At 73.8% G+C, this 17,545-nt stretch carries 19 protein-coding genes; 11 read left to right on the top strand and 8 right to left on the bottom strand.

Annotated features, from left to right (window positions below):
- Positions 1-2: 2 nt before the first annotated feature.
- The 3 genes from H299_RS0128405 to H299_RS40720 all read right to left on the bottom strand — a co-directional run bounded on the left by H299_RS0128405 (position 3) and on the right by H299_RS40720 (position 2,532).
- A complete protein-coding gene (locus H299_RS0128405) occupies positions 3-983 on the bottom strand; it encodes a hypothetical protein (RefSeq protein ID WP_037761117.1) in 981 nt (326 codons plus the stop codon).
- Between the two features lie 110 nt (positions 984-1,093).
- Positions 1,094-1,768, bottom strand: a complete 675-nt coding sequence (locus H299_RS0128400) for a response regulator transcription factor (RefSeq protein ID WP_027751371.1) — start codon at positions 1,766-1,768, stop codon at positions 1,094-1,096.
- The gene (locus tag H299_RS40720) at positions 1,765-2,532 is read right to left on the bottom strand and encodes a sensor histidine kinase (protein WP_486587464.1); all 768 of its coding nucleotides are present in this window, start codon (positions 2,530-2,532) and stop codon (positions 1,765-1,767) included. Before H299_RS40720 ends, H299_RS0128400 begins: the two co-directional genes overlap by 4 nt.
- A gap of 93 nt (positions 2,533-2,625) precedes the next feature.
- Between H299_RS40720 and H299_RS40715 the strand changes: the two genes are divergently transcribed.
- Complete coding sequence (locus tag H299_RS40715; RefSeq protein ID WP_051262934.1) at positions 2,626-3,240, top strand: ABC transporter permease; 615 nt, start codon at positions 2,626-2,628, stop codon at positions 3,238-3,240.
- 66 nt (positions 3,241-3,306) lie between these two features.
- Here H299_RS40715 and H299_RS0128385 read toward each other — a convergent pair whose 3' ends face one another.
- Positions 3,307-3,891 (bottom strand): isochorismatase family protein, encoded by a 585-nt coding sequence (locus tag H299_RS0128385; protein ID WP_027751181.1) that lies wholly within the window; start codon positions 3,889-3,891, stop codon positions 3,307-3,309.
- A 273-nt stretch (positions 3,892-4,164) separates the two neighbouring features.
- On the opposite strand from H299_RS0128385, the gene H299_RS0128375 reads away from it, so the two are divergent.
- Positions 4,165-4,500 (top strand): hypothetical protein, encoded by a 336-nt coding sequence (locus H299_RS0128375; protein WP_027751179.1) that lies wholly within the window; start codon positions 4,165-4,167, stop codon positions 4,498-4,500.
- A 14-nt stretch (positions 4,501-4,514) separates the two neighbouring features.
- Here H299_RS0128375 and gap read toward each other — a convergent pair whose 3' ends face one another.
- Together gap and H299_RS0128365 are read right to left on the bottom strand one after the other, a co-directional pair.
- Positions 4,515-5,513, bottom strand: coding sequence for a type I glyceraldehyde-3-phosphate dehydrogenase (gene gap / locus H299_RS0128370; RefSeq protein ID WP_027751178.1), 999 nt, complete (start codon positions 5,511-5,513; stop codon positions 4,515-4,517).
- Between the two features lie 103 nt (positions 5,514-5,616).
- Entirely contained in the window at positions 5,617-6,573 is a 957-nt protein-coding gene (locus H299_RS0128365) for a helix-turn-helix domain-containing protein (RefSeq protein WP_027751177.1), read from the bottom strand.
- A gap of 130 nt (positions 6,574-6,703) precedes the next feature.
- Here H299_RS0128365 and argC point away from each other — a divergent pair, with 130 nt between their 5' ends.
- The 5 genes from argC to H299_RS0128340 are packed head-to-tail and all read left to right on the top strand — an operon-like array spanning position 6,704 to position 11,677.
- Positions 6,704-7,738 (top strand): N-acetyl-gamma-glutamyl-phosphate reductase, encoded by a 1,035-nt coding sequence (gene argC, locus H299_RS0128360; RefSeq protein ID WP_027751176.1) that lies wholly within the window; start codon positions 6,704-6,706, stop codon positions 7,736-7,738.
- Entirely contained in the window at positions 7,735-8,886 is a 1,152-nt protein-coding gene (argJ, locus tag H299_RS0128355) for a bifunctional glutamate N-acetyltransferase/amino-acid acetyltransferase ArgJ (RefSeq protein WP_027751175.1), read from the top strand. Before argC ends, argJ begins: the two co-directional genes overlap by 4 nt.
- Complete coding sequence (gene argB / locus H299_RS36755; protein WP_051262933.1) at positions 8,883-9,833, top strand: acetylglutamate kinase; 951 nt, start codon at positions 8,883-8,885, stop codon at positions 9,831-9,833. Before argJ ends, argB begins: the two co-directional genes overlap by 4 nt.
- Entirely contained in the window at positions 9,830-11,107 is a 1,278-nt protein-coding gene (locus H299_RS0128345; protein ID WP_078513115.1) for an acetylornithine transaminase, read from the top strand. The genes argB and H299_RS0128345 overlap by 4 nt, the downstream gene beginning before the upstream one ends.
- A gap of 42 nt (positions 11,108-11,149) precedes the next feature.
- Positions 11,150-11,677: an arginine repressor gene (locus H299_RS0128340; RefSeq protein ID WP_027751173.1), complete on the top strand. Its 528-nt coding sequence runs from the start codon at positions 11,150-11,152 to the stop codon at positions 11,675-11,677.
- A 43-nt stretch (positions 11,678-11,720) separates the two neighbouring features.
- Here H299_RS0128340 and H299_RS36750 read toward each other — a convergent pair whose 3' ends face one another.
- Together H299_RS36750 and H299_RS0128330 are read right to left on the bottom strand one after the other, a co-directional pair.
- A complete protein-coding gene (locus H299_RS36750; RefSeq protein ID WP_051262932.1) occupies positions 11,721-12,653 on the bottom strand; it encodes an SCO6745 family protein in 933 nt (310 codons plus the stop codon).
- A gap of 108 nt (positions 12,654-12,761) precedes the next feature.
- Entirely contained in the window at positions 12,762-12,947 is a 186-nt protein-coding gene (locus H299_RS0128330; protein WP_027751172.1) for a hypothetical protein, read from the bottom strand.
- 222 nt (positions 12,948-13,169) lie between these two features.
- Between H299_RS0128330 and H299_RS0128325 the strand changes: the two genes are divergently transcribed.
- From H299_RS0128325 to H299_RS0128310, 4 genes are all read left to right on the top strand, one after another.
- The gene (locus tag H299_RS0128325) at positions 13,170-13,538 is read left to right on the top strand and encodes a DUF488 family protein, N3 subclade (RefSeq protein ID WP_027751171.1); all 369 of its coding nucleotides are present in this window, start codon (positions 13,170-13,172) and stop codon (positions 13,536-13,538) included.
- A 292-nt stretch (positions 13,539-13,830) separates the two neighbouring features.
- Positions 13,831-15,303 (top strand): argininosuccinate lyase, encoded by a 1,473-nt coding sequence (gene argH, locus H299_RS0128320; protein ID WP_051262969.1) that lies wholly within the window; start codon positions 13,831-13,833, stop codon positions 15,301-15,303.
- Positions 15,304-15,388: 85 nt separating this feature from the next.
- Complete coding sequence (locus tag H299_RS0128315) at positions 15,389-15,940, top strand: TetR/AcrR family transcriptional regulator (protein ID WP_027751169.1); 552 nt, start codon at positions 15,389-15,391, stop codon at positions 15,938-15,940.
- The gene (locus tag H299_RS0128310; protein ID WP_027751168.1) at positions 15,937-17,496 is read left to right on the top strand and encodes an MFS transporter; all 1,560 of its coding nucleotides are present in this window, start codon (positions 15,937-15,939) and stop codon (positions 17,494-17,496) included. Before H299_RS0128315 ends, H299_RS0128310 begins: the two co-directional genes overlap by 4 nt.
- Positions 17,497-17,545: the final 49 nt, after the last annotated feature.

Genomic DNA, 17,545 nt, shown 5'->3' with positions numbered 1-17,545 from the left:
ACTCAGGCGCGCACCGGCGGGCTGCCGGCGCGGGCGCGCACCAGCGTCCGCAGCAGCCCCGCCCCCGCCACCACCGCGGCCACGTACAGGAGTTCGGCGACGACCGGCCGCTCCGGCGGGACGACCGCCCCGGCCGGGTCCGTCAGCGACAGATAGAGCGTCAGCGGCAGCTTCCAGGCGCTCCACGCGAACAGCGAGCCCGAGCCGAGCCAGGCGAACACCAGCGGAACCCACCGGGGCAGCCGCGCGGGACGGGCACGGGCGAGCCCCCACCCGGCCGCGGCCCCGGCGAACGCCCAGAGAGCGGAGACGGCGGTCAGCGCGTGCCAGTGAGCCTCCCGGGCGGCCGGGTGCGCGAGTCCTGCCGTGCCGCCCGCCGCCCAGTACAGCCACACCAGGCCGACCGCGCCGCCGAGCAGCGCTGTCCACGGCGGTACGGCGCGCGGACGGCCGACGCCCCGCCGCGCCACCGTCCCGTCCCCGAGGCGCCCCGCGAACGCGCCCGGCCAGCGTCGCCGCAGGTACGCGGGCAGCGCGATCAGGAGGCCCAGTCCCGTCCCGACGAAACCGATCTGGACCAGCACCGCCTCCCAGACCGGCATGGCCGGGTCGTCCTCGCCACCGCCACCGCTGTCACCCCCGGTCCCGCCGCCCGCGGGTTCCCACAGGGTGCTGAGGACGGCGTACGGCAGCAGGGAGACCAGGAAGCCCGTCGCCACCCAGGCGCAGAAGGCCAGCGGCGGTCCCGGTATCCGCATCCCCCACGGCCGTACCAGGGCGAGCGCCAGGATGATGCCCGTACCCGCCATGCCGACCGTCACGGTGTTGAGCACCACCCACTCCGCCAGGCCGAAGCCGCCGCCTACCGGCAGCACGCCCAGCAGCGAGGCCACCACCCAGGACACCTTGATCAGCGCGTACGGTGCCAGCGCCAGCGCCGCCCCGTACGCCGCCGCCCGCCCGGCCCGATCCCACCACGCCACCTCGTACTCCCTCCGCCGACCAGGTCCCAGCCTCGTCCGGCAACCGGCTGCCCGCGTCGTGCGCCAGGCGTATCGGCTTCCGCCGCGCGGTGGAGGAGTCGCGGCGGCGGTCACCGCGCAGGCGGTACCAGCCCCGCCTCGTAGGCGAGGATCACCAGGTGGACGCGGTCGCGGGCGTCCAGCTTGGTGAACAGCCGCGCCACGTGCGCCTTGACGGTGGCGGTGGTGATGTGGAGGAGCGCGGCGATCTCGGAGTTGGCGTGGCCGCGTGCCACCAGGGTGAGGACTTCGCGCTCGCGGTCGGTGATGCCGGTCAGCACGCGGTGCGGCGGTACGGGGGCCCCTGCGCTGGGGCGGGTGGCGAATTCGGCGATGAGTCGGCGGGTGATGCCGGGGGCGATGAGGGCGTCCCCGGCTCCGACGACGCGGATGGCGTTGAGGATCTCCTCGAGCGCCATGTCCTTCACGAGGAAGCCGCTGGCCCCGGCCCGCAGGGCGCCGTAGACGTAGTCGTCGTCGAAGGTGGTCAGGACGAGGACGCGGGTGGCGGTCCGAGGCGCGGTGGTGATGCGGTGGGTGGCCTCGATGCCGTCCATGCCGGGCATCCGGATGTCCATGACCACCACGTCGGGGCGGGTGTCGTGGGCCAGCCGGACCGCCTCGGCACCCGTACCGGCCTCACCGACGACTTCGAGATCGGGGGTGTCGGCCACGAGCACACGCAGCCCGGCACGGACGAGCGGCTGGTCGTCGGCGAGCACGACGCGGACCGGGGCCGCCCTCACCGCAGCGCTGCTGGCAGGGGCCGGGGGTGCCCGTCGCGCCGGATGTCGACGCGGACCCCGGCGGCCAAGGTGGCTGCGGCCAGTCGGTCGAGGTCGGCCAGCCCCGGGGCCGGTTCCCTGGGCAGGCGTCCGGGTGCGTGTCCTGGTGTGCTTCCGGGTGCGGGCGCCGGGCCGGCGACCGAGTCGTCCGCCCGTGCCGGTTCGGCCTGGCGGAGCGCGCCCAGCATCCGCCGCAGTCCGGACAGCGTGTCCCTGCTGGTGGCTTCGATGGCAGAGAGGCTCTTGCGGGCCTCGGCGGGCTGGGTGTCCATGACCCGGCTGCCCACTCCCGCCTGGATGGCGATGATCCCGATGCTGTGCGCCACCATGTCGTGCAGCTCACGGGCGATCCGCAGCCGCTCCGCGGTGACGGCCTGCGACGCGGCCTGCGCGCGCAGTCGGTCGGCGTGCACGTGCCCCTGGTGGATCGAGTTGCCGATCAGCCAGGCGATGACGGTCGTGAGCGTGACCACCAGCATCGTCGAGGCGACGACGGGCATGCCCAGCAGCACCCGGACCGTCGAGTAGCCGACGACCACGCTCAGCGCCATCCCCGCGGCGGTGGCCGAGACACGGCGCGGCCGGGTCGCCGCGACGAAGCACAGCGCGATGTCCACCGCCAGGAACTGCGGCAGGGGGATGTCCTTCACGCTCAGCGCGACAGTCGAGAGGACCGTACCGGCCAGCAGCAGGGCCAGTGCGGACAGCGGCCTCCTGCGGGCCACGGCCGCGCAGAGCACTCGGCACGGACGAACGCCAGCCGGCTCCGGACCCAGCCGCTGGCCGATCCGTTCCACCCCGAGTTCCGCTTCGACGCGATGGGGACCGCGTTCGTCGATCCCGCGTGGCAGATCCTGATGGTGCTCGCCGCCAGCGTCGGTGCGCTCACGATCGTGGGCGAGTACAGCACCGGTCTCATCCGTACCACCCTCGTGGCCGTTCCCGACCGCCGTGCGCTGCTGAGCGCCAAGGTGGCGGTCGTCACGGCCGTCATGCTCGCCTTCGGCGCCTTCGGCGCCGGGTCTTCCTTCTTCCTCACCCAGGCGTTCCTGCACGACCACGGCGGTCTCTCGCTCGCCGACCCAGGGGCGCTGCGCGCCGTCGCTGCCTCCGCTGTGCTGGCGCCGCTGTGCGCGCTGGTGGGCATGGGGCTGGGGGCGCTCATCCGGCATGCCGCCGGCACCGTGGTAGGCGTCATCGGCGTGCTGCTGCTCCTCCCGGCGCTCTTCCAGGGGGACACCTACCGCTGGGTCAAGGAGATCGGCAACGCGATGCCGCTCACAGCCTGGGAAAGGCTCGTCCTCAACCCGGACAGCTCTTTCGGCCTGGGCAAGTACCCGGTGTCGGTCACCGAGGCGTGGGTCGTCCTCGCCGCCTGGCCGCTCGTCGCCGCGGTGGTGGCCGTGGTCGTGGTGTGCCGCCGCGACGCCTGAGGAAACCGGCGCCCCGCAGACCGCTGCGGCGGTGGAGGAAGGGGAGCGGGGAGGGTGCGGGCAGGGTCAGGGCAGCGGGTGGGGGAGTGCCTCGAAGGTGACGTCGGAGGCGTGCGCGAGGATCTCGGCGTCGCTGCCCAGCGCCCACTCCGCCACCCGCGACACCGTCGCCGCCGGGATCGCCTCGCTGATGCCCGCCACCGCCGGAGCGTCCTGCGTGGCGTGGGCGTCGTGCGGGACGACCACCCGGTAGCCCTGGGCGAGGGCCGTACGGGCGGTCGCGCTCACGCACATCTCGGACATCACGCCGCAGACGGCCAGCGCCCGCACCCCCGTGCCGGTCAGCAGCCCGCTCAGCCGCGTGCCGTCGAATCCGTCGTCCCTCGGCTTGCGCACGACGATCTCCCGCGGCCCCTCGGCGACCCGTATCCACAACCGCCAGCCCAGGGTCTCCGGTTCGTCCGGCGCCCCGGCCTGGCCGTCGTTCTGGAGATGGACGATGAGCGCGTCGTGCGCACGTGCCCTGGCGATCAGGTCGTCGGTGCGCTGGAGCAGCCGGGCCGCTCCGGGCACGGCGTCAGGCCCGGAGACGAAGGCCGTCTGGACGTCCACAACGATCAGGGCCTGTACGGGCGCGACGAGGTCGGTCATGCGGATGATCGTACTCACGGAGTGCCGCAGCCTCCGGCCGGGAGCCAGGCGCCGGCCGGGCGCACCAGGCCCGACTCGTAGGCGAACACCGCCGCCGTGTCCGACATGCCCTGCGCGATCAGCACCAGGACCTCCGTCTCGCGTTCCGTCAGTGCCCGACGCGGGCGACGGACGGGACGCGGCGGGAGCCGGATATCCGGGCCGACCCGCGACCACGCCTTCACCCGCGCACTCCAGCCGCCTCCCGCGCAGCTGGTCACGCTGACCGCGACCATGGGTAAAGCCGTCTACGACTTCCGCTACAGCAAGGACGGGGTGCACCAGAACCCCTGCCCGCTCGAGAACGGCGCCGGCGCACGCCCGGAAATGTACGAACTGGGCTGGTACACCCCGGGCGAGAGGCCCTTCGCCCCCGAAGCGCCGCTGAGCTTCCTCAACCCGCACCTCCGCCGCGCGGAGGAACGCACCGACCGGACGGACGGCATCCCGCTGTCCTTCGCCGGACTGGAGCGAGCCCTCGGCCTCTGTCTGCCCCGGGACGCGATCACCTCCGGGCACGTACGCTGCGCCCGCCCCGCCGGCGGTGCCGCGGCGGGTCGGGCGAACTGACCGGCGACGTGCGGTCAGCTGGAGGCGAGGAGCCCGAGCGTATCGACCACGCGGTTCGAGAAGCCCCACTCGTTGTCGTACCAGGCGACCACCTTGACGTGCCGGCCGTCCACGCGGGTGAGGGCCGAGTCGAAGATCGAGGAGGCCGGATTACCCGTGATGTCGGAGGAGACGAGCGGGTCGTCCGAGTACTCGAGGATGCCCGCGAGCGGCCCCTCGGCCGCGGCGCGGTACGCCGCCAGCACGTCCTCGCGCGTCACGTCCCGGGCGACGGCCGTGTTGAGTTCGACGATCGAGCCCACCGGGACCGGCACGCGGATCGAGTCGCCCGACAGCCTGCCGTGGAGGTTGGGCAGCACGAGGCCGATCGCCTTGGCGGCGCCGGTGGTGGTCGGCACGATGTTGACGGCGGCGGCGCGGGCGCGGCGGGCGTCGCGGTGCGGGCCGTCCTGGAGGTTCTGCTCCTGCGTGTAGGCGTGCACCGTCGTCATGAAGCCGTGCTCGATACCGGCGAGGTCGTCGAGCACGGCGGCCAGCGGCGCGAGCGCGTTGGTCGTGCAGGAGGCGTTCGAGACGATCGTGTGCGCCGCCGGGTCGTAGGCGCCGGTGTTGACGCCGTACGCGAGGGTGACCTCGGCACCTTCGGCCGGCGCGCTGATGAGTACCCTCTTGGCGCCCGCGTCCAGGTGGGCGCGGGCGGCCGCGGCCGAGGTGAAGCGGCCGGTCGCCTCGAGCACGAGGTCGACGCCCAGTTCGGCCCACGGCAGCCGCGCCGGTTCGCGCTCGGCGAGCACGGTGACGCGGCGGCCGTCGACGACGAGGACGTCTCCGTCCACGGTCACCGGGCGACCGAGCCTGCCCGCCGTCGTGTCGTAGGCGAGCAGCCGCGCGAGGGTGGCGGGCTCCGTGAGGTCGTTGACGGCGACGACCTCGAGGTCGCTCTCGCGTTCGAGCAGTGCGCGCAGCACGTTGCGTCCGATGCGGCCGAATCCGTTGATGGCGATGCGAGTCATGAGTGTGTCCCTTCGGGTCCGCCTTCAGGTTCGCGTGCGGCGTCAGCCGGGGACAGCGGCGTGATCGCCACGCTCCGAAAGGATCACGCCACGTGGCGGCGGGCTACTCGCCCCGGGTGAAGGTGCGCCGGTACTCGCTCGGCGTGGTGCCGAGGATGCGATGGAAGTGCAGCCGCAGATTCGTACCGGTGCCCAGTCCGACGTCGCCGGCGATCTGGTCGACGCTCCGCTGCGAACGCTCCAGCAGTTCGCGGGCCGCGTCGACGCGTACGCGCATGACCCACTGCATCGGCGTGTACCCCGTGTCCTGGGCGAAGCGCCGCGAGAACGTGCGCGGCGACACCGCCGCGTGCCGGGCGAGCGCTTCGAGGGTGAGGGCCTCGCCGAGCCGGTGCAGCGCCCACTCCCGGGTGGCGGCGAACCGCTCGCCGAGCGGCTCGGGCACGCTGCGCGGCACGTACTGTGCCTGGCCGCCGCTGCGGTAGGGGGCCGCCACCAGGCGCCGGGCCGCGTGGTTCGACGCGGCCACCCCCAGGTCGCCGCGCAGCACGTGCAGGCACAGGTCGATGCCCGAGGCGGCGCCGGCCGAGGTGAGCACGCTGCCCTCGTCGACGAACAGGACGTTCTCGTCGACCTGGACCAGCGGATGCCTGGCCGCGAGTGCCCGCGTGTAATGCCAGTGTGTCGTCGCGCGCTTGCCGTCGAGCAGGCCCGTGGCGGCGAGTGCGAAGGCGCCCGTCGAGATCGCGGCGAGCCGCGCGCCCCGGTCGTACGCGCCGATCAGCGCGTCGACGACGGCCGGCGGCGGGTCGTCGCGGTCGGGGGACCGGTAGCCGGGGACGAAGACGATGTCCGCCCACTCCAGTGCGCCAAGACCGTGGGCCACGCTGTACGACAGGCCGTCACCGCCGGTCACCAGACCGGCTCGCGCGCCGCACACCCGCACTTCGTACGGCATGCTCGCGCGGGTCGTGAACACCTGCGCGGGAATCCCGACATCGAGAGGCTTCGCGCCTTCGAGCACGAGGACGGCGATGTGGCGGAGGGGTGAGACTGGCACGGGTGACGAGGGTACGCGGGCGCCCCGTCACGGCCCCGCGCCGTCACGGACGCCGCGGCCTCTCATCGGCACTGCATTGCATAACACTGCATGAGTACGTATAGTCATGCCATCAAGGATGGAGGCTTCGATGGTCGTGCGAGCAGCGGTGGCAGGGGCGAGCGGGTACGCGGGCGGTGAGCTGCTGCGACTGCTTGCCGGGCATCCCGAGGTGGAGATCGGGGCGCTGACCGGCCATTCCCACGCGGGCCGGCGCCTGGGCGAGCTGCAGCCGCAGCTCGGCGCGGGTCCGCTCGCGGAGCGCGTGCTGGAGCCGACCGACGCCGAGGTCCTGCGCGGTCACGACGTCGTCTTCCTCGCCCTGCCGCACGGCCGGTCCGCGGCGGTCGCCGCCGAGCTGGGTGAGGACGTCCTCGTCATCGACTGCGGCGCCGACTTCCGGCTCACCGACGCGGACGACTGGCAGCGGTTCTACGGCACCCCGCACGCGGGCACCTGGCCCTACGGCCTCCCCGAGCTGCCCGGTGCCCGGGAGGCCCTGCGCGGCTCCCGGCGGGTCGCGGTCCCCGGCTGCTACCCGACGGCCGTCTCTCTCGCCCTCTTCCCGGCCTACGCGGCGGGCCTCGCCGAGCCCGAGGCGGTGATCGTCGCCGCGACGGGCACCTCGGGCGCGGGCAAGGCGCTCAAGCCGCACCTCCTGGGCAGCGAGGTGATGGGCTCCATGAGCCCCTACGGAGTCGGCGGCTCGCACCGGCACACGCCGGAGATGATCCAGAACCTCTCGGCGGCGGCCGGCCAGGCGGTGAGCGTCTCCTTCACCCCGACGCTCGCCCCCATGTCCCGCGGCATCCTGGCTACCTGCACCGCACGCGCCCGCCCCGGGCTGACCGCCGAGGCGCTGCGCGCCGCGTACGAAAAGGCGTACCAGGACGAGCCGTTCGTCCACCTGCTGCCCGAGGACCGGTGGCCGTCCACGGGCGCGGTCCAGGGCACCAACCAGGTACTGCTCCAGACCGCGTACGACCAGGCGGCGGGCCGGATCGTCGTGCTGGCCGCCCTGGACAACCTCACCAAGGGCACCGCCGGCGGCGCGGTGCAGAGCATGAACCTCGCCCTCGGTCTCCCCGAGACGCAGGGACTTCCCACGATCGGAGTGGCACCGTGAGCGTGACAGCCGCGAAGGGGTTCACGGCCGCGGGCATCGCCGCCGGGATCAAGGACAGCGGTGACCCGGACCTGGCCCTGGTCGTCAACGAGGGCCCCCTGCGGGCCGCCGCCGGAGTGTTCACCTCCAACCGGGTCAAGGCCGCGCCGGTCCTGTGGTCGGAGCAGGTGCTCAAGGGCGGGCGGGTCTCCTGCGTCGTCCTCAACTCGGGCGGTGCCAACGCCTGCACCGGTGCGCCCGGCTTCCAGGACACCCACGCCACCGCCGAGCGGGCCGCCGAGGCGCTCGGCGTCGACGCCGCCGAGACGGCCGTCGCCTCCACCGGACTGATCGGCCTCCGGCTCCCGATGGACCGGCTGCTGCCCGGCATCGCCAAGGCCGCCGGTGAACTCTCCGCGCACGGCGGGGAGAAGGCGGCCATCGCCATCAAGACGACCGACAGCGTGCACAAGAGCGCCGTCGTCGAGGGCGACGGCTGGTCGGTGGGCGGCATGGCCAAGGGCGCGGGCATGCTCGCGCCCGGGCTGGCCACCATGCTCGTCGTGCTCACCACCGACGCGGAGGTGGCCGCCCCCCAGCTGGACGAGGTGCTGCGCGCGGCCACCCGTACGACCTTCGACCGCATCGACTCCGACGGCTGCATGTCCACCAACGACACGGTCCTGCTGCTCGCCTCCGGCGCCTCCGGCACGGCGCCCGGCCGCGAGGAGTTCGCCGAGGCGGTACGCGCCCTCTGCGCCGACCTGGCCCGGCAGCTGATCGGGGACGCGGAGGGGGCCTCCAAGGACATCCGCATCGAGGTGGTGGGCGCCGCGAGCGAGGACGACGCGGTTGAGGTCGGCCGCTCCATCGCCCGCAACAACCTCCTCATGTGCGCCCTGCACGGCGAGGACCCGAACTGGGGCCGGGTGCTCTCCGCGATCGGCACCACCTCCGCCGTGTTCGAGCCGGACGCGCTGAACGTCGCCATCAACGGCGTCTGGGTCTGCCGCGGCGGCTCGGTCGGCGAGGACCGCGACCTGGTGGACATGCGCTACCGGGAGGTCGTCATCACCGCCGACCTGGCGGCCGGTACGGAGTCGGCGGTCATCTGGACCAACGACCTGACCGCCGACTACGTCCACGAGAACAGCGCGTACAGCTCATGACGGCCCGCAGGCACACCGCGCTGCCCAAGGCGGAGACGCTCGTCGAGGCGCTGCCCTGGCTCACCCGGCACCACGGGCGGACCGTCGTCATCAAGTTCGGCGGCAACGCCATGGTCGACGACGAGCTGAAGTCCGCCTTCGCCCAGGACGTCGTCTTCCTGCGGCACGCCGGGCTGCGTCCGGTCGTCGTGCACGGCGGCGGACCGCAGATCAACCGCCAGCTGGACGAGCTCGGCCTGGAGTCGGAGTTCCGGGCCGGGCTGCGGGTCACCTCGCTGGAGACGATGAACGTCGTCCGCATGGTGCTGGCCGGGCAGGTGCAGCGCGAGCTGGTCGGCCTGCTCAACCGACACGGGCCGCTGGCGGTGGGGATGACCGGCGAGGACGCGCACACGATGACGGCCACCAAGCGTTACGCGGAGGTCGACGGCGAGCCGGTCGACCTCGGCCGGGTCGGGGAGATCACCGCCGTGGACACCGGGGCCATCCAGGCCCTGCTGGACAACGGGCGCATCCCCGTCGTCTCCTCCATCGCCCGCAGTACGGACGACCACCACGTCTACAACATCAACGCCGACACCGCCGCTGCGGCCCTGGCCGCCGCCCTCGGCGCCGAGACGCTGATGGTCCTCACCGATGTCGAGGGCCTCTACGCCGACTGGCCCGACAGCGACGAGGTGATCAGCCAGCTCACCGCGAGCGAGCTGGAGAAGCTGCTGCCCGAGCTGGCCAGCGGCATGGTCCCCAAGATGGAGGGCTGCCTGTACGCCGTGCGCAACGGTGTGCGGACGGCGCGCGTGCTGGACGGCCGGGTCCAGCACTCGATCCTGCTGGAGATCTTCACGGACGAGGGCATCGGCACCATGGTCCTCCCGGACGGCGCGCGGCCCACCACGCCCGCGTCCGCTTCCCGTACGACCACGAACCAGGAGGAGCGCACCTCATGACCAGCGCCGCCGAGACCACCGGCACTCTCCACGGCACGCCGCAGCGCGTGGACCACGGCGCCCCGGGGAGCGGCAACGCCGCGCTCACCCGGCGCTGGCAGGGCGCGCTGATGGACAACTACGGCACCCCGCGCATCCCGCTGACCCACGGCGAGGGCGCCCGGATGTGGGACGCGGACGGCAACTCCTACCTCGACCTGACCGGCGGCATCGCGGTCAACTCCCTGGGCACCGGGCACCCCGCGGTCGTCCGCGCGGTCTCCGACCAGATCGCCACCCTCGGCCACGTCTCCAACCTCTTCGTCGCCGAACCGCCGGTGCTGCTGGCGGAGAAGCTGCTGGAGCTGGCCGGGATGCCCGGCCGGGTCTATTTCTCCAACTCCGGCGCGGAGGCCGTCGAGGCGGCCTTCAAGATCGGCCGGCGCACCGGCCGCGGCCACGTGGTGGCCGCCGAGGGCGGCTTCCACGGCCGCACCATGGGCGCCCTCGCGCTCACCGGGCAGCCCGCCAAGCGGGAGCCGTTCCTGCCGCTGCCCGGCGAGGTCAGCCATGTCCCCTACGGTGACGTGGCGGCCCTGCGCGCGGCCGTGACCACGCAGACGGCACTGCTGATCCTGGAGCCGGTGCAGGGCGAGCGTGGCGTCGTGCTGCCGCCCGAGGGCTATCTCGCGGCGGCCCGCGAGATCACCGAGGCCACCGGGACGCTGCTGGTCATGGACGAGATCCAGACCGGCGTCGGCCGCACCGGAGACTGGTTCGCCTCGCTGGCCCAGGGCGTACGCCCCGACGTGCTGGTGCTCGCCAAGGGGCTGGCCGCGGGCATGCCCATCGGCGCCACCCTCGCCTTCGGCGACGCGGCCGGCCTCCTCACCCCCGGTCAGCACGGCTCCACCTTCGGCGGCAACCCCGTCTCCTGCGCGGCCGGGCTCGCCGTGCTGGAGACGCTCGCCGCCGACGGCTTCCTGGGCCAGGTCAAGCGGACCGGCGCCCTCCTGCGCGACGGTGTCACCGCGCTCGGCCACCCGCTGGTCGACCATGTCCGCGGCGCGGGACTGCTGCTGGGTATCGTGCTCACCGAGTCCGTCGCCCCGAATGTCCAGCAGGCGGCTCAGGACGCGGGATTCCTGGTGAACGCGGTCGCTCCGGACGTCATCCGGCTCGCCCCTCCGCTGATCCTCGGCGAGAGCGAGGCACAGGCGTTCCTCGGGGCGCTCCCGGCCGTCCTCGACGCGGCGGGCGGAACCGGTGGAATGGGCGGAACCAGAAGCGCCTGATGGCCCGAGGGGGCCGATCAGCCTGACGAGAAGAGCGGGACGATGACCGAGGAGCAGCACAACGGCCAGGCCGTGCCGCAGACCCGTACGGCCAGGCACCGCCGGATCGTGGACATCCTGAACCGGCAGCCGGTCCGTTCCCAGAGCCAGCTGGCCAAGCTGCTCGCCGACGACGAGCTGAGCGTCACCCAGGCCACCCTCTCCCGCGACCTGGACGAGCTGGGCGCGGTCAAGATCCGCAACACCCGCGGCGAACTCATCTACGCCGTACCGGGGGAGGGCGGCGACCGTACGCCCCGCGCCCCGCTCGGCGAGTCGGCGAGCGAGGCGCGGATGGCGCGGCTCGCGGGGGAGCTGCTCATCTCGGCGGAGGCGTCCGCCAATCTGGTGGTGCTGCGGACGCCGCCGGGCGCCGCCCAGTTCTTCGCCTCGGCGATCGATCAGGCGGGCGTCCACGACATCCTGGGCACCATCGCGGGCGACGACACGCTGATGCTCATCAGCCGCGACCCGAGCGGCGGCCAGGCGCTGGCCGAACACCTGCTCCAGCAGGCGCAGAAGGCGCGCTGAGGGCGCTCCGGGGTGCCGCGGCGCGCTACGGCGTGCCCGCCCGTCAGGTCGCGGGTACGGCCGCCGCGCTCCCCGCGGCTCCCGGCTCCCGCGAGGCGGCGGTGGGGGCCTGGACGGTGAGGATGCCCAGCGTGGACCGGGCCGGCAGCATGCCCGTGCCCACGACCGCGAGGAAGAGCGGTCCGACCAGCTCCGCCAGCCGCGCGCAGCCCTCCTCGCCCAGGGCGCGGTAGGGTGCCTCGGCCAGTTCGTCCGTGGTGCGCTCGATGCTGTCACGCCGGCGGCGCCCCAGTTCGGTCGCCCGCCCCTCGCCGTCCAGCCAGCCGCGCGCGGTCAGGCGCTCGCGCGCGGCGGCCCACTCCTGCTCCGTCCAGCCCCGGGAGGCGAAGTGGGCGAGCGGCGCGGCGCCGATCGCCTCGAAGGAGACGAGCGCCTCGCAGCCGTCCAGCCCGGCCGTGCGCAGGGCCATCAGATGGCCGTCGCCCCGGTGTTCGCGCAGTACCGTCGCCGCCTGCCACAGCGCCAGGTGCGGCTCCCGCGGCCAGGGCAGGTCCCGGTTGGCGGCGCTCAGCGCCCGGCCGCCCACGTCGGCCGCCTCGGCCGCCGTACGGGCCAGCTCCGCCGCCTCGGCGAGCTGCGGGCTCCCGGCGGCGTCGCCGGTCAGCGCGCGCACCGTGCGGTCGACCGCACGCAGCCGGGCGGCGAGCACCTCCTCGGGGGAGGCGGTGGCCCAGACGGCGGGTACGTGCGCGCGCACGGCCGCGGGGCTGAAGCTGTAGTACGCGGCCGCCACCAGCTCCGGCCCGGCCGCGCCGAAGGGGGCGGAGCGGTAGGCGAAGTAGCGCGGCCAGCGCGACGCGGTGCCGAAGCCCAGCGAGGCCGCCTCGGCGACGGCCTCGGGGGCGAAGTAGACGGAGGCGTGCAGCGGCTCCAGCTGATGCCACATGCGGCGGGCGAGCGAGGGGAAGTCGGTCATGGAGGGGACGCTACCGAGCGCATGTTTACGGCGTCAACATAAGGCGGTGACGGTGCCCCCGCCCGACCTGGCGCCGCGGCCCGTACGGCAGAGCCTGCGGTGGATTCCTCAGGCAGCCCGTACGGGGTGACCGGGGATGCGGTGCAGGGAGCGCAGGTCGCTCCAGTCCAGCGCCTCGCTCGCCTCCCGAAGGGCCTGCTCGGCCACCTTGCGGGTCTCGGCGAGCACGTCCCCGTGTTCGTCTATGAGCCGATCGTAGATCGGTGACGGGCTGGTGCCGTCCGTGGTGTTCATCTTCGCCCTGTTCCCTCGTCGCAGCCGCGCCCCCCGGTGGGGCGTGGGGTCGGCCCGGGTGCGTGGCGCGCCCGGCGCGCGGGCCCGTCGCCGGGTCCGCACCGGAGACAGTATGCAGGCCCGGTGATCACGGCGGGCGACCCCCGGGGGTGCGTCCGGCTCCGGGCGCGCCGGTGCGCGGCGCGGGTGGCGGGCTCTCCCGCACGGCGCGAGGCTGGTGCCATGAGCAGTGGGAAGACGGACGTCAGGGTGCGGCGGATCTACGACGAGGCGGCCGGCGGGGATGGCTCGCGGGTGCTGGTGGACCGTATCTGGCCGCGCGGCATGTCCAAGGAGAAGGCGCGGCTTGACGACTGGGTCAAGGGGGCCGCACCCTCCACGGAACTGCGCCGCTGGTACGGCCACGACCCCGGGCGCTTCGACGCGTTCGCCGAGCGCTACCGGGCGGAGCTGGCCGGTCGGGAGCCGCGCGAGGCCCTCGACCGCCTGCGTGAGCTGGCCGCCGGCGGTCGCCTCACGCTCCTGACGGCCACCAGGGATCTCGGGCTCAGCCACGCGCAGATCCTGGCGGAGGCCGTGCGCGAGGGGTGAGCCGGCCGCCGACCGGCCGGGTTGACGCGGCGCGGACCCTGACTGCATAGTTATGCTGTGAAGTGCATGTTTCGACGGAGGGGGGTCCCGTGGTCCGACCGCGTCGCACCCGCCCGCCCGGACATGCCCTCAGCATCGCCGCGTGCCGTGACCTCGCGCAGTAGTCTGCCCCGGTCCGTGCCCGCGCCCCGGCCGCCGCGCCTTCGCCGCCAGGCGGCGGGCAGGCGTCACCCAGAGGCCGCCGGGACACCACCGGTCGGCGCCACCATCAAGGAGCACAGCAGCGATGAGCATGGGACCGCAGGAAGGCGTCCGGCAGGACGTGCGTGACGACGCCCGGCAAGGGGCCGGCGGCGACGTACGGCTGTGGGGTGCGCGGTTCGCCGACGGCCCCAGCGAGGCCCTGGCCAAACTGTCCGCCTCCGTCCACTTCGACTGGCGGCTCGCCCCGTACGACATCGCGGGCTCGCGCGCCCACGCGCGTGCGCTGCACACAGCCGGGCTGCTGACCGAGGACGAGCTGCGCCGCATGCTCGACGGGCTGGACCAGCTGGCGGCGGACGTCTCCGACGGCTCCTTCACCGGCACCGTCGCGGATGAGGACGTGCACACCGCGCTGGAGCGCGGTCTGCTGGAGCGGCTCGGCCCGGACCTGGGCGGCAAGCTGCGGGCGGGCCGCTCCCGCAACGACCAGATCGCGACCCTCTTCCGGATGTACCTGCGCGACCACGCGCGGATTCTGGGCGGGCTGCTCGCCGACCTCCAGGACGCCCTGACCGGCCTCGCGCGGGCGCACCAGGACGTCGCGATGCCCGGCCGCACCCACCTCCAGCACGCGCAGCCCGTACTCTTCGCGCACCATGTCCTCGCCCATGTCCAGGCGCTGTCCCGGGACGCGGAGCGGCTGCGCCAGTGGGACACCCGTACGGCCGTCTCGCCGTACGGCTCGGGCGCGCTCGCGGGCTCCTCGCTCGGCCTTGACCCGGAGGCGGTCGCCCACGAGCTGGGCTTCGAGCACGGCTCGGCGGCCAACTCGATCGACGGGACGGCCTCCCGCGACTTCGCGGCCGAGTTCGCCTTCATCGCCGCGATGATCGGCGTGGACCTCTCGAAGATCGCCGAGGAGGTCATCCTCTGGAACACGAAGGAGTTCTCCTTCGTGACCCTGCACGACGCCTTCTCCACCGGCTCCTCGATCATGCCGCAGAAGAAGAACCCGGACATCGCCGAACTGGCGCGCGGCAAGTCCGGGCGGCTCATCGGCAACCTCACCGGACTGATGGCCACCCTCAAGGCGCTGCCGCTGGCGTACAACCGCGACCTCCAGGAGGACAAGGAGCCGGTGTTCGACTCCTGCGACCAACTGGAGCTGCTCCTTCCGGCGTTCACCGGGATGATGGCCACCCTCACCGTCAACGGGGAGCGGATGGCGCAACTGGCGCCCGCCGGGTTCTCCCTCGCCACGGACATCGCCGAGTGGCTCGTCAAGCAGGGGGTGCCCTTCCGGGTGGCGCACGAGGTCGCGGGTGCGTGCGTGAAGGCCTGCGAGGCGTCCGGCATCGAGCTGGACGAGCTGACGGACGCGCAGTTCGCGGAGATCTCCCCGCACCTGACCCCGGAGGTGCGCCGCGTGCTGAACGTGCCCGGAGCGCTCGCCGCACGCGACGGGCGGGGCGGTACGGCGCCCGCCGCGGTCGCCGTACAGCTCGCCGAGGTCACGGCGGACCTGTCGCTGCAACGGGAGTGGGCCGCCGCCCGGGGCTGACCGGTCGGGAGGGCCGTGCCGGGGGAGGGGTCCTCCACACTCCCGCGATGAGACAAATCTGTCTCACTCGGGTTAGTCTCGTTTCATGACTGTGGACCGTGAGCACGTGCTGAGCGAGGCCGCCCACCTGCTGACCCGCAAGCCGGCCTCCTCGATGGACGACATAGCACGCGCCGCGGGCATCAGCCGGGCCACCCTCCACCGGCAGTTCGCCGGGCGCGACGCGTTGGTCAGGGCGCTGGAGCAGATCGGCATCCAGCAGCTGACCGCGGCCGTGGACGCGGCGCGGCCCGAGCAGGGGGACCCCGAGGAGGCGGTGCGGCGCCTGATCGACGAGGCCGGGCGGCACGCCGGCTTCCTCGCCTTCCTGCTCACCGAGAACCAGCTCTTCGAACCCGGCGCGCAGCACCCGGGCTGGACCGCGCTGGACGAGCGCATCGCCGCGCTCTTCCAGCGCGGCCAGGAGCAGGGGCTCTTCCGCGTCGACCTGACCTCGGTGTGGCTCACCGAGGCCCTGTACGCGCTGATCACCGCCTCCGCCTGGGCCGTCCAGGACGGCCGGGTCGCAGCCCGCGACTCCGCCCGCATGACCGCCGAACTGCTGCTCGGCGGCGTACGCAGAGGGGCGGAGTCATGAGCGGGAAGGTCATCGGCCCCGCCCCGCACGGCTCGTCGCCCGAGGTGGCCCCCGCCCGGCAGCGCTGGATCGCCCTCTCCGTGCTGGTGCTGGCCGTGCTGCTGGTGGGCGTGGACGCCACCGTGCTCGGCCTGGCCGCCCCCTTTCTGAGCGAGGACCTGGGCCCCTCCGGCACCCAGCTGCTGTGGATCGGGGACGTCTACTCCTTCGTCATCGCCGGACTGCTGGTCTCCATGGGCTCCCTCGGTGACCGCATCGGCCGCAAGAGGCTGCTGCTGATCGGCTCCGTGGCCTTCGGCGCGGTCTCCTTGCTGACCGCCTACGCGCACAGCGCCGAGGCCATGATCCTGTGGCGGGCGCTGCTGGGCGTGGCGGGCGCGACGCTGATGCCCTCCACCCTCGCGCTCATCCGCAACCTCTTCCCCGACCCCAGGGAGCGCAGCCTGGCTGTGGGCATCTGGGGGGCCATGGCCTCCGCCGGCGCGGCCGTCGGCCCGGTCGTCGGCGGGTTCCTGCTCGAGCACTTCTGGTGGGGATCGGTCTTCCTGATCAACCTGCCGGTCATGGCCGTGCTGGTCCTGGTGGGCAGCAAGCTGCTCCCCGAGTCCCGCAACCCGGACCCGGGCCCCTGGGACCTGCCCAGCGTCGGCCTGTCCATGGTGGGCATCATCGGCGCGGTCTACGCCGTCAAGGAAGCGGCGGCACACGGCCTCCACTGGGACGCGGCGCTGGCCGGAGCGGTCGGCTCACTCGCGCTCCTGCTGTTCGTACGGCGGCAGCTGCGGCTGCCCTCGCCCCTGCTGGACATGCGCCTCTTCCAGCACCGCGGCTTCTCGGGGGCGGTCCTGGCCGACCTCCTGACCATCCTGGGCCTGTCCGGGCTGATCTTCTTCCTCTCGCAGTTCCTCCAGATGGTCCAGCAGCGCTCTCCACTCCAGGCGGGGCTGGCCGAACTGCCCGCCGCGGTGGGCGCCGTCGCGGCCGGGCTCGCGGCGGGCACCATCGCCCGCCGGACGTCGGTACGCGGCGCCGTCTCCGGCGGACTGGCAGCCGTCGGGCTGGCCCTGGGCTGCTGCGTCTTCCTCCAGCCCGCGACCGGCTACTGGCTGCTGGGGCCGGTGCTGCTGCTCCTGGGCCTGGGCGCCGGGCTCGCGTTCACCGTCACCGCCGACGTCATCCTCTCCAGCGTCCCCAAGGAGCAGGCGGGCGCCGCCTCCGGTGTCTCGGAGACGGCGTACGAGCTGGGCGCGGCCCTGGGCATCGCCCTGCTCGGCTCCGTGGTGACCGGCTACTACCGCACCTTCGCCACGCCCCCCGGCGTACCGGAGAGCAGCGCGGACGCGGCGCGGGAGTCCCTGGGCGGAGCGGCCGAGGCGACCAGGCACCTGCCGCAGGAGGCCCGCGAGCGGCTGCTGACGGCCGCCCAGGACACCTTCACCGAAGGGCTGCGGGCCGGGGCCGGTGTGGGCGCGGCCGTCCTGCTGGGCGCCGCGGCCCTGTCCTGGCACCTGCTGCGCGGCCAGCGGCTGGAGGACTCGCCGCCGGCGCACGAGTGAGGCCCGCCGTGCGTGCGGCCCCGCGCCCGGCGGGGAACCGCGAGCGGCC

The organism is Streptomyces sp. CNH287, from assembly GCF_000424825.1.
The sequence above is the reverse complement of the archived record's forward strand: the minus strand, read 5'-3'. Positions and strand labels throughout refer to the sequence as shown.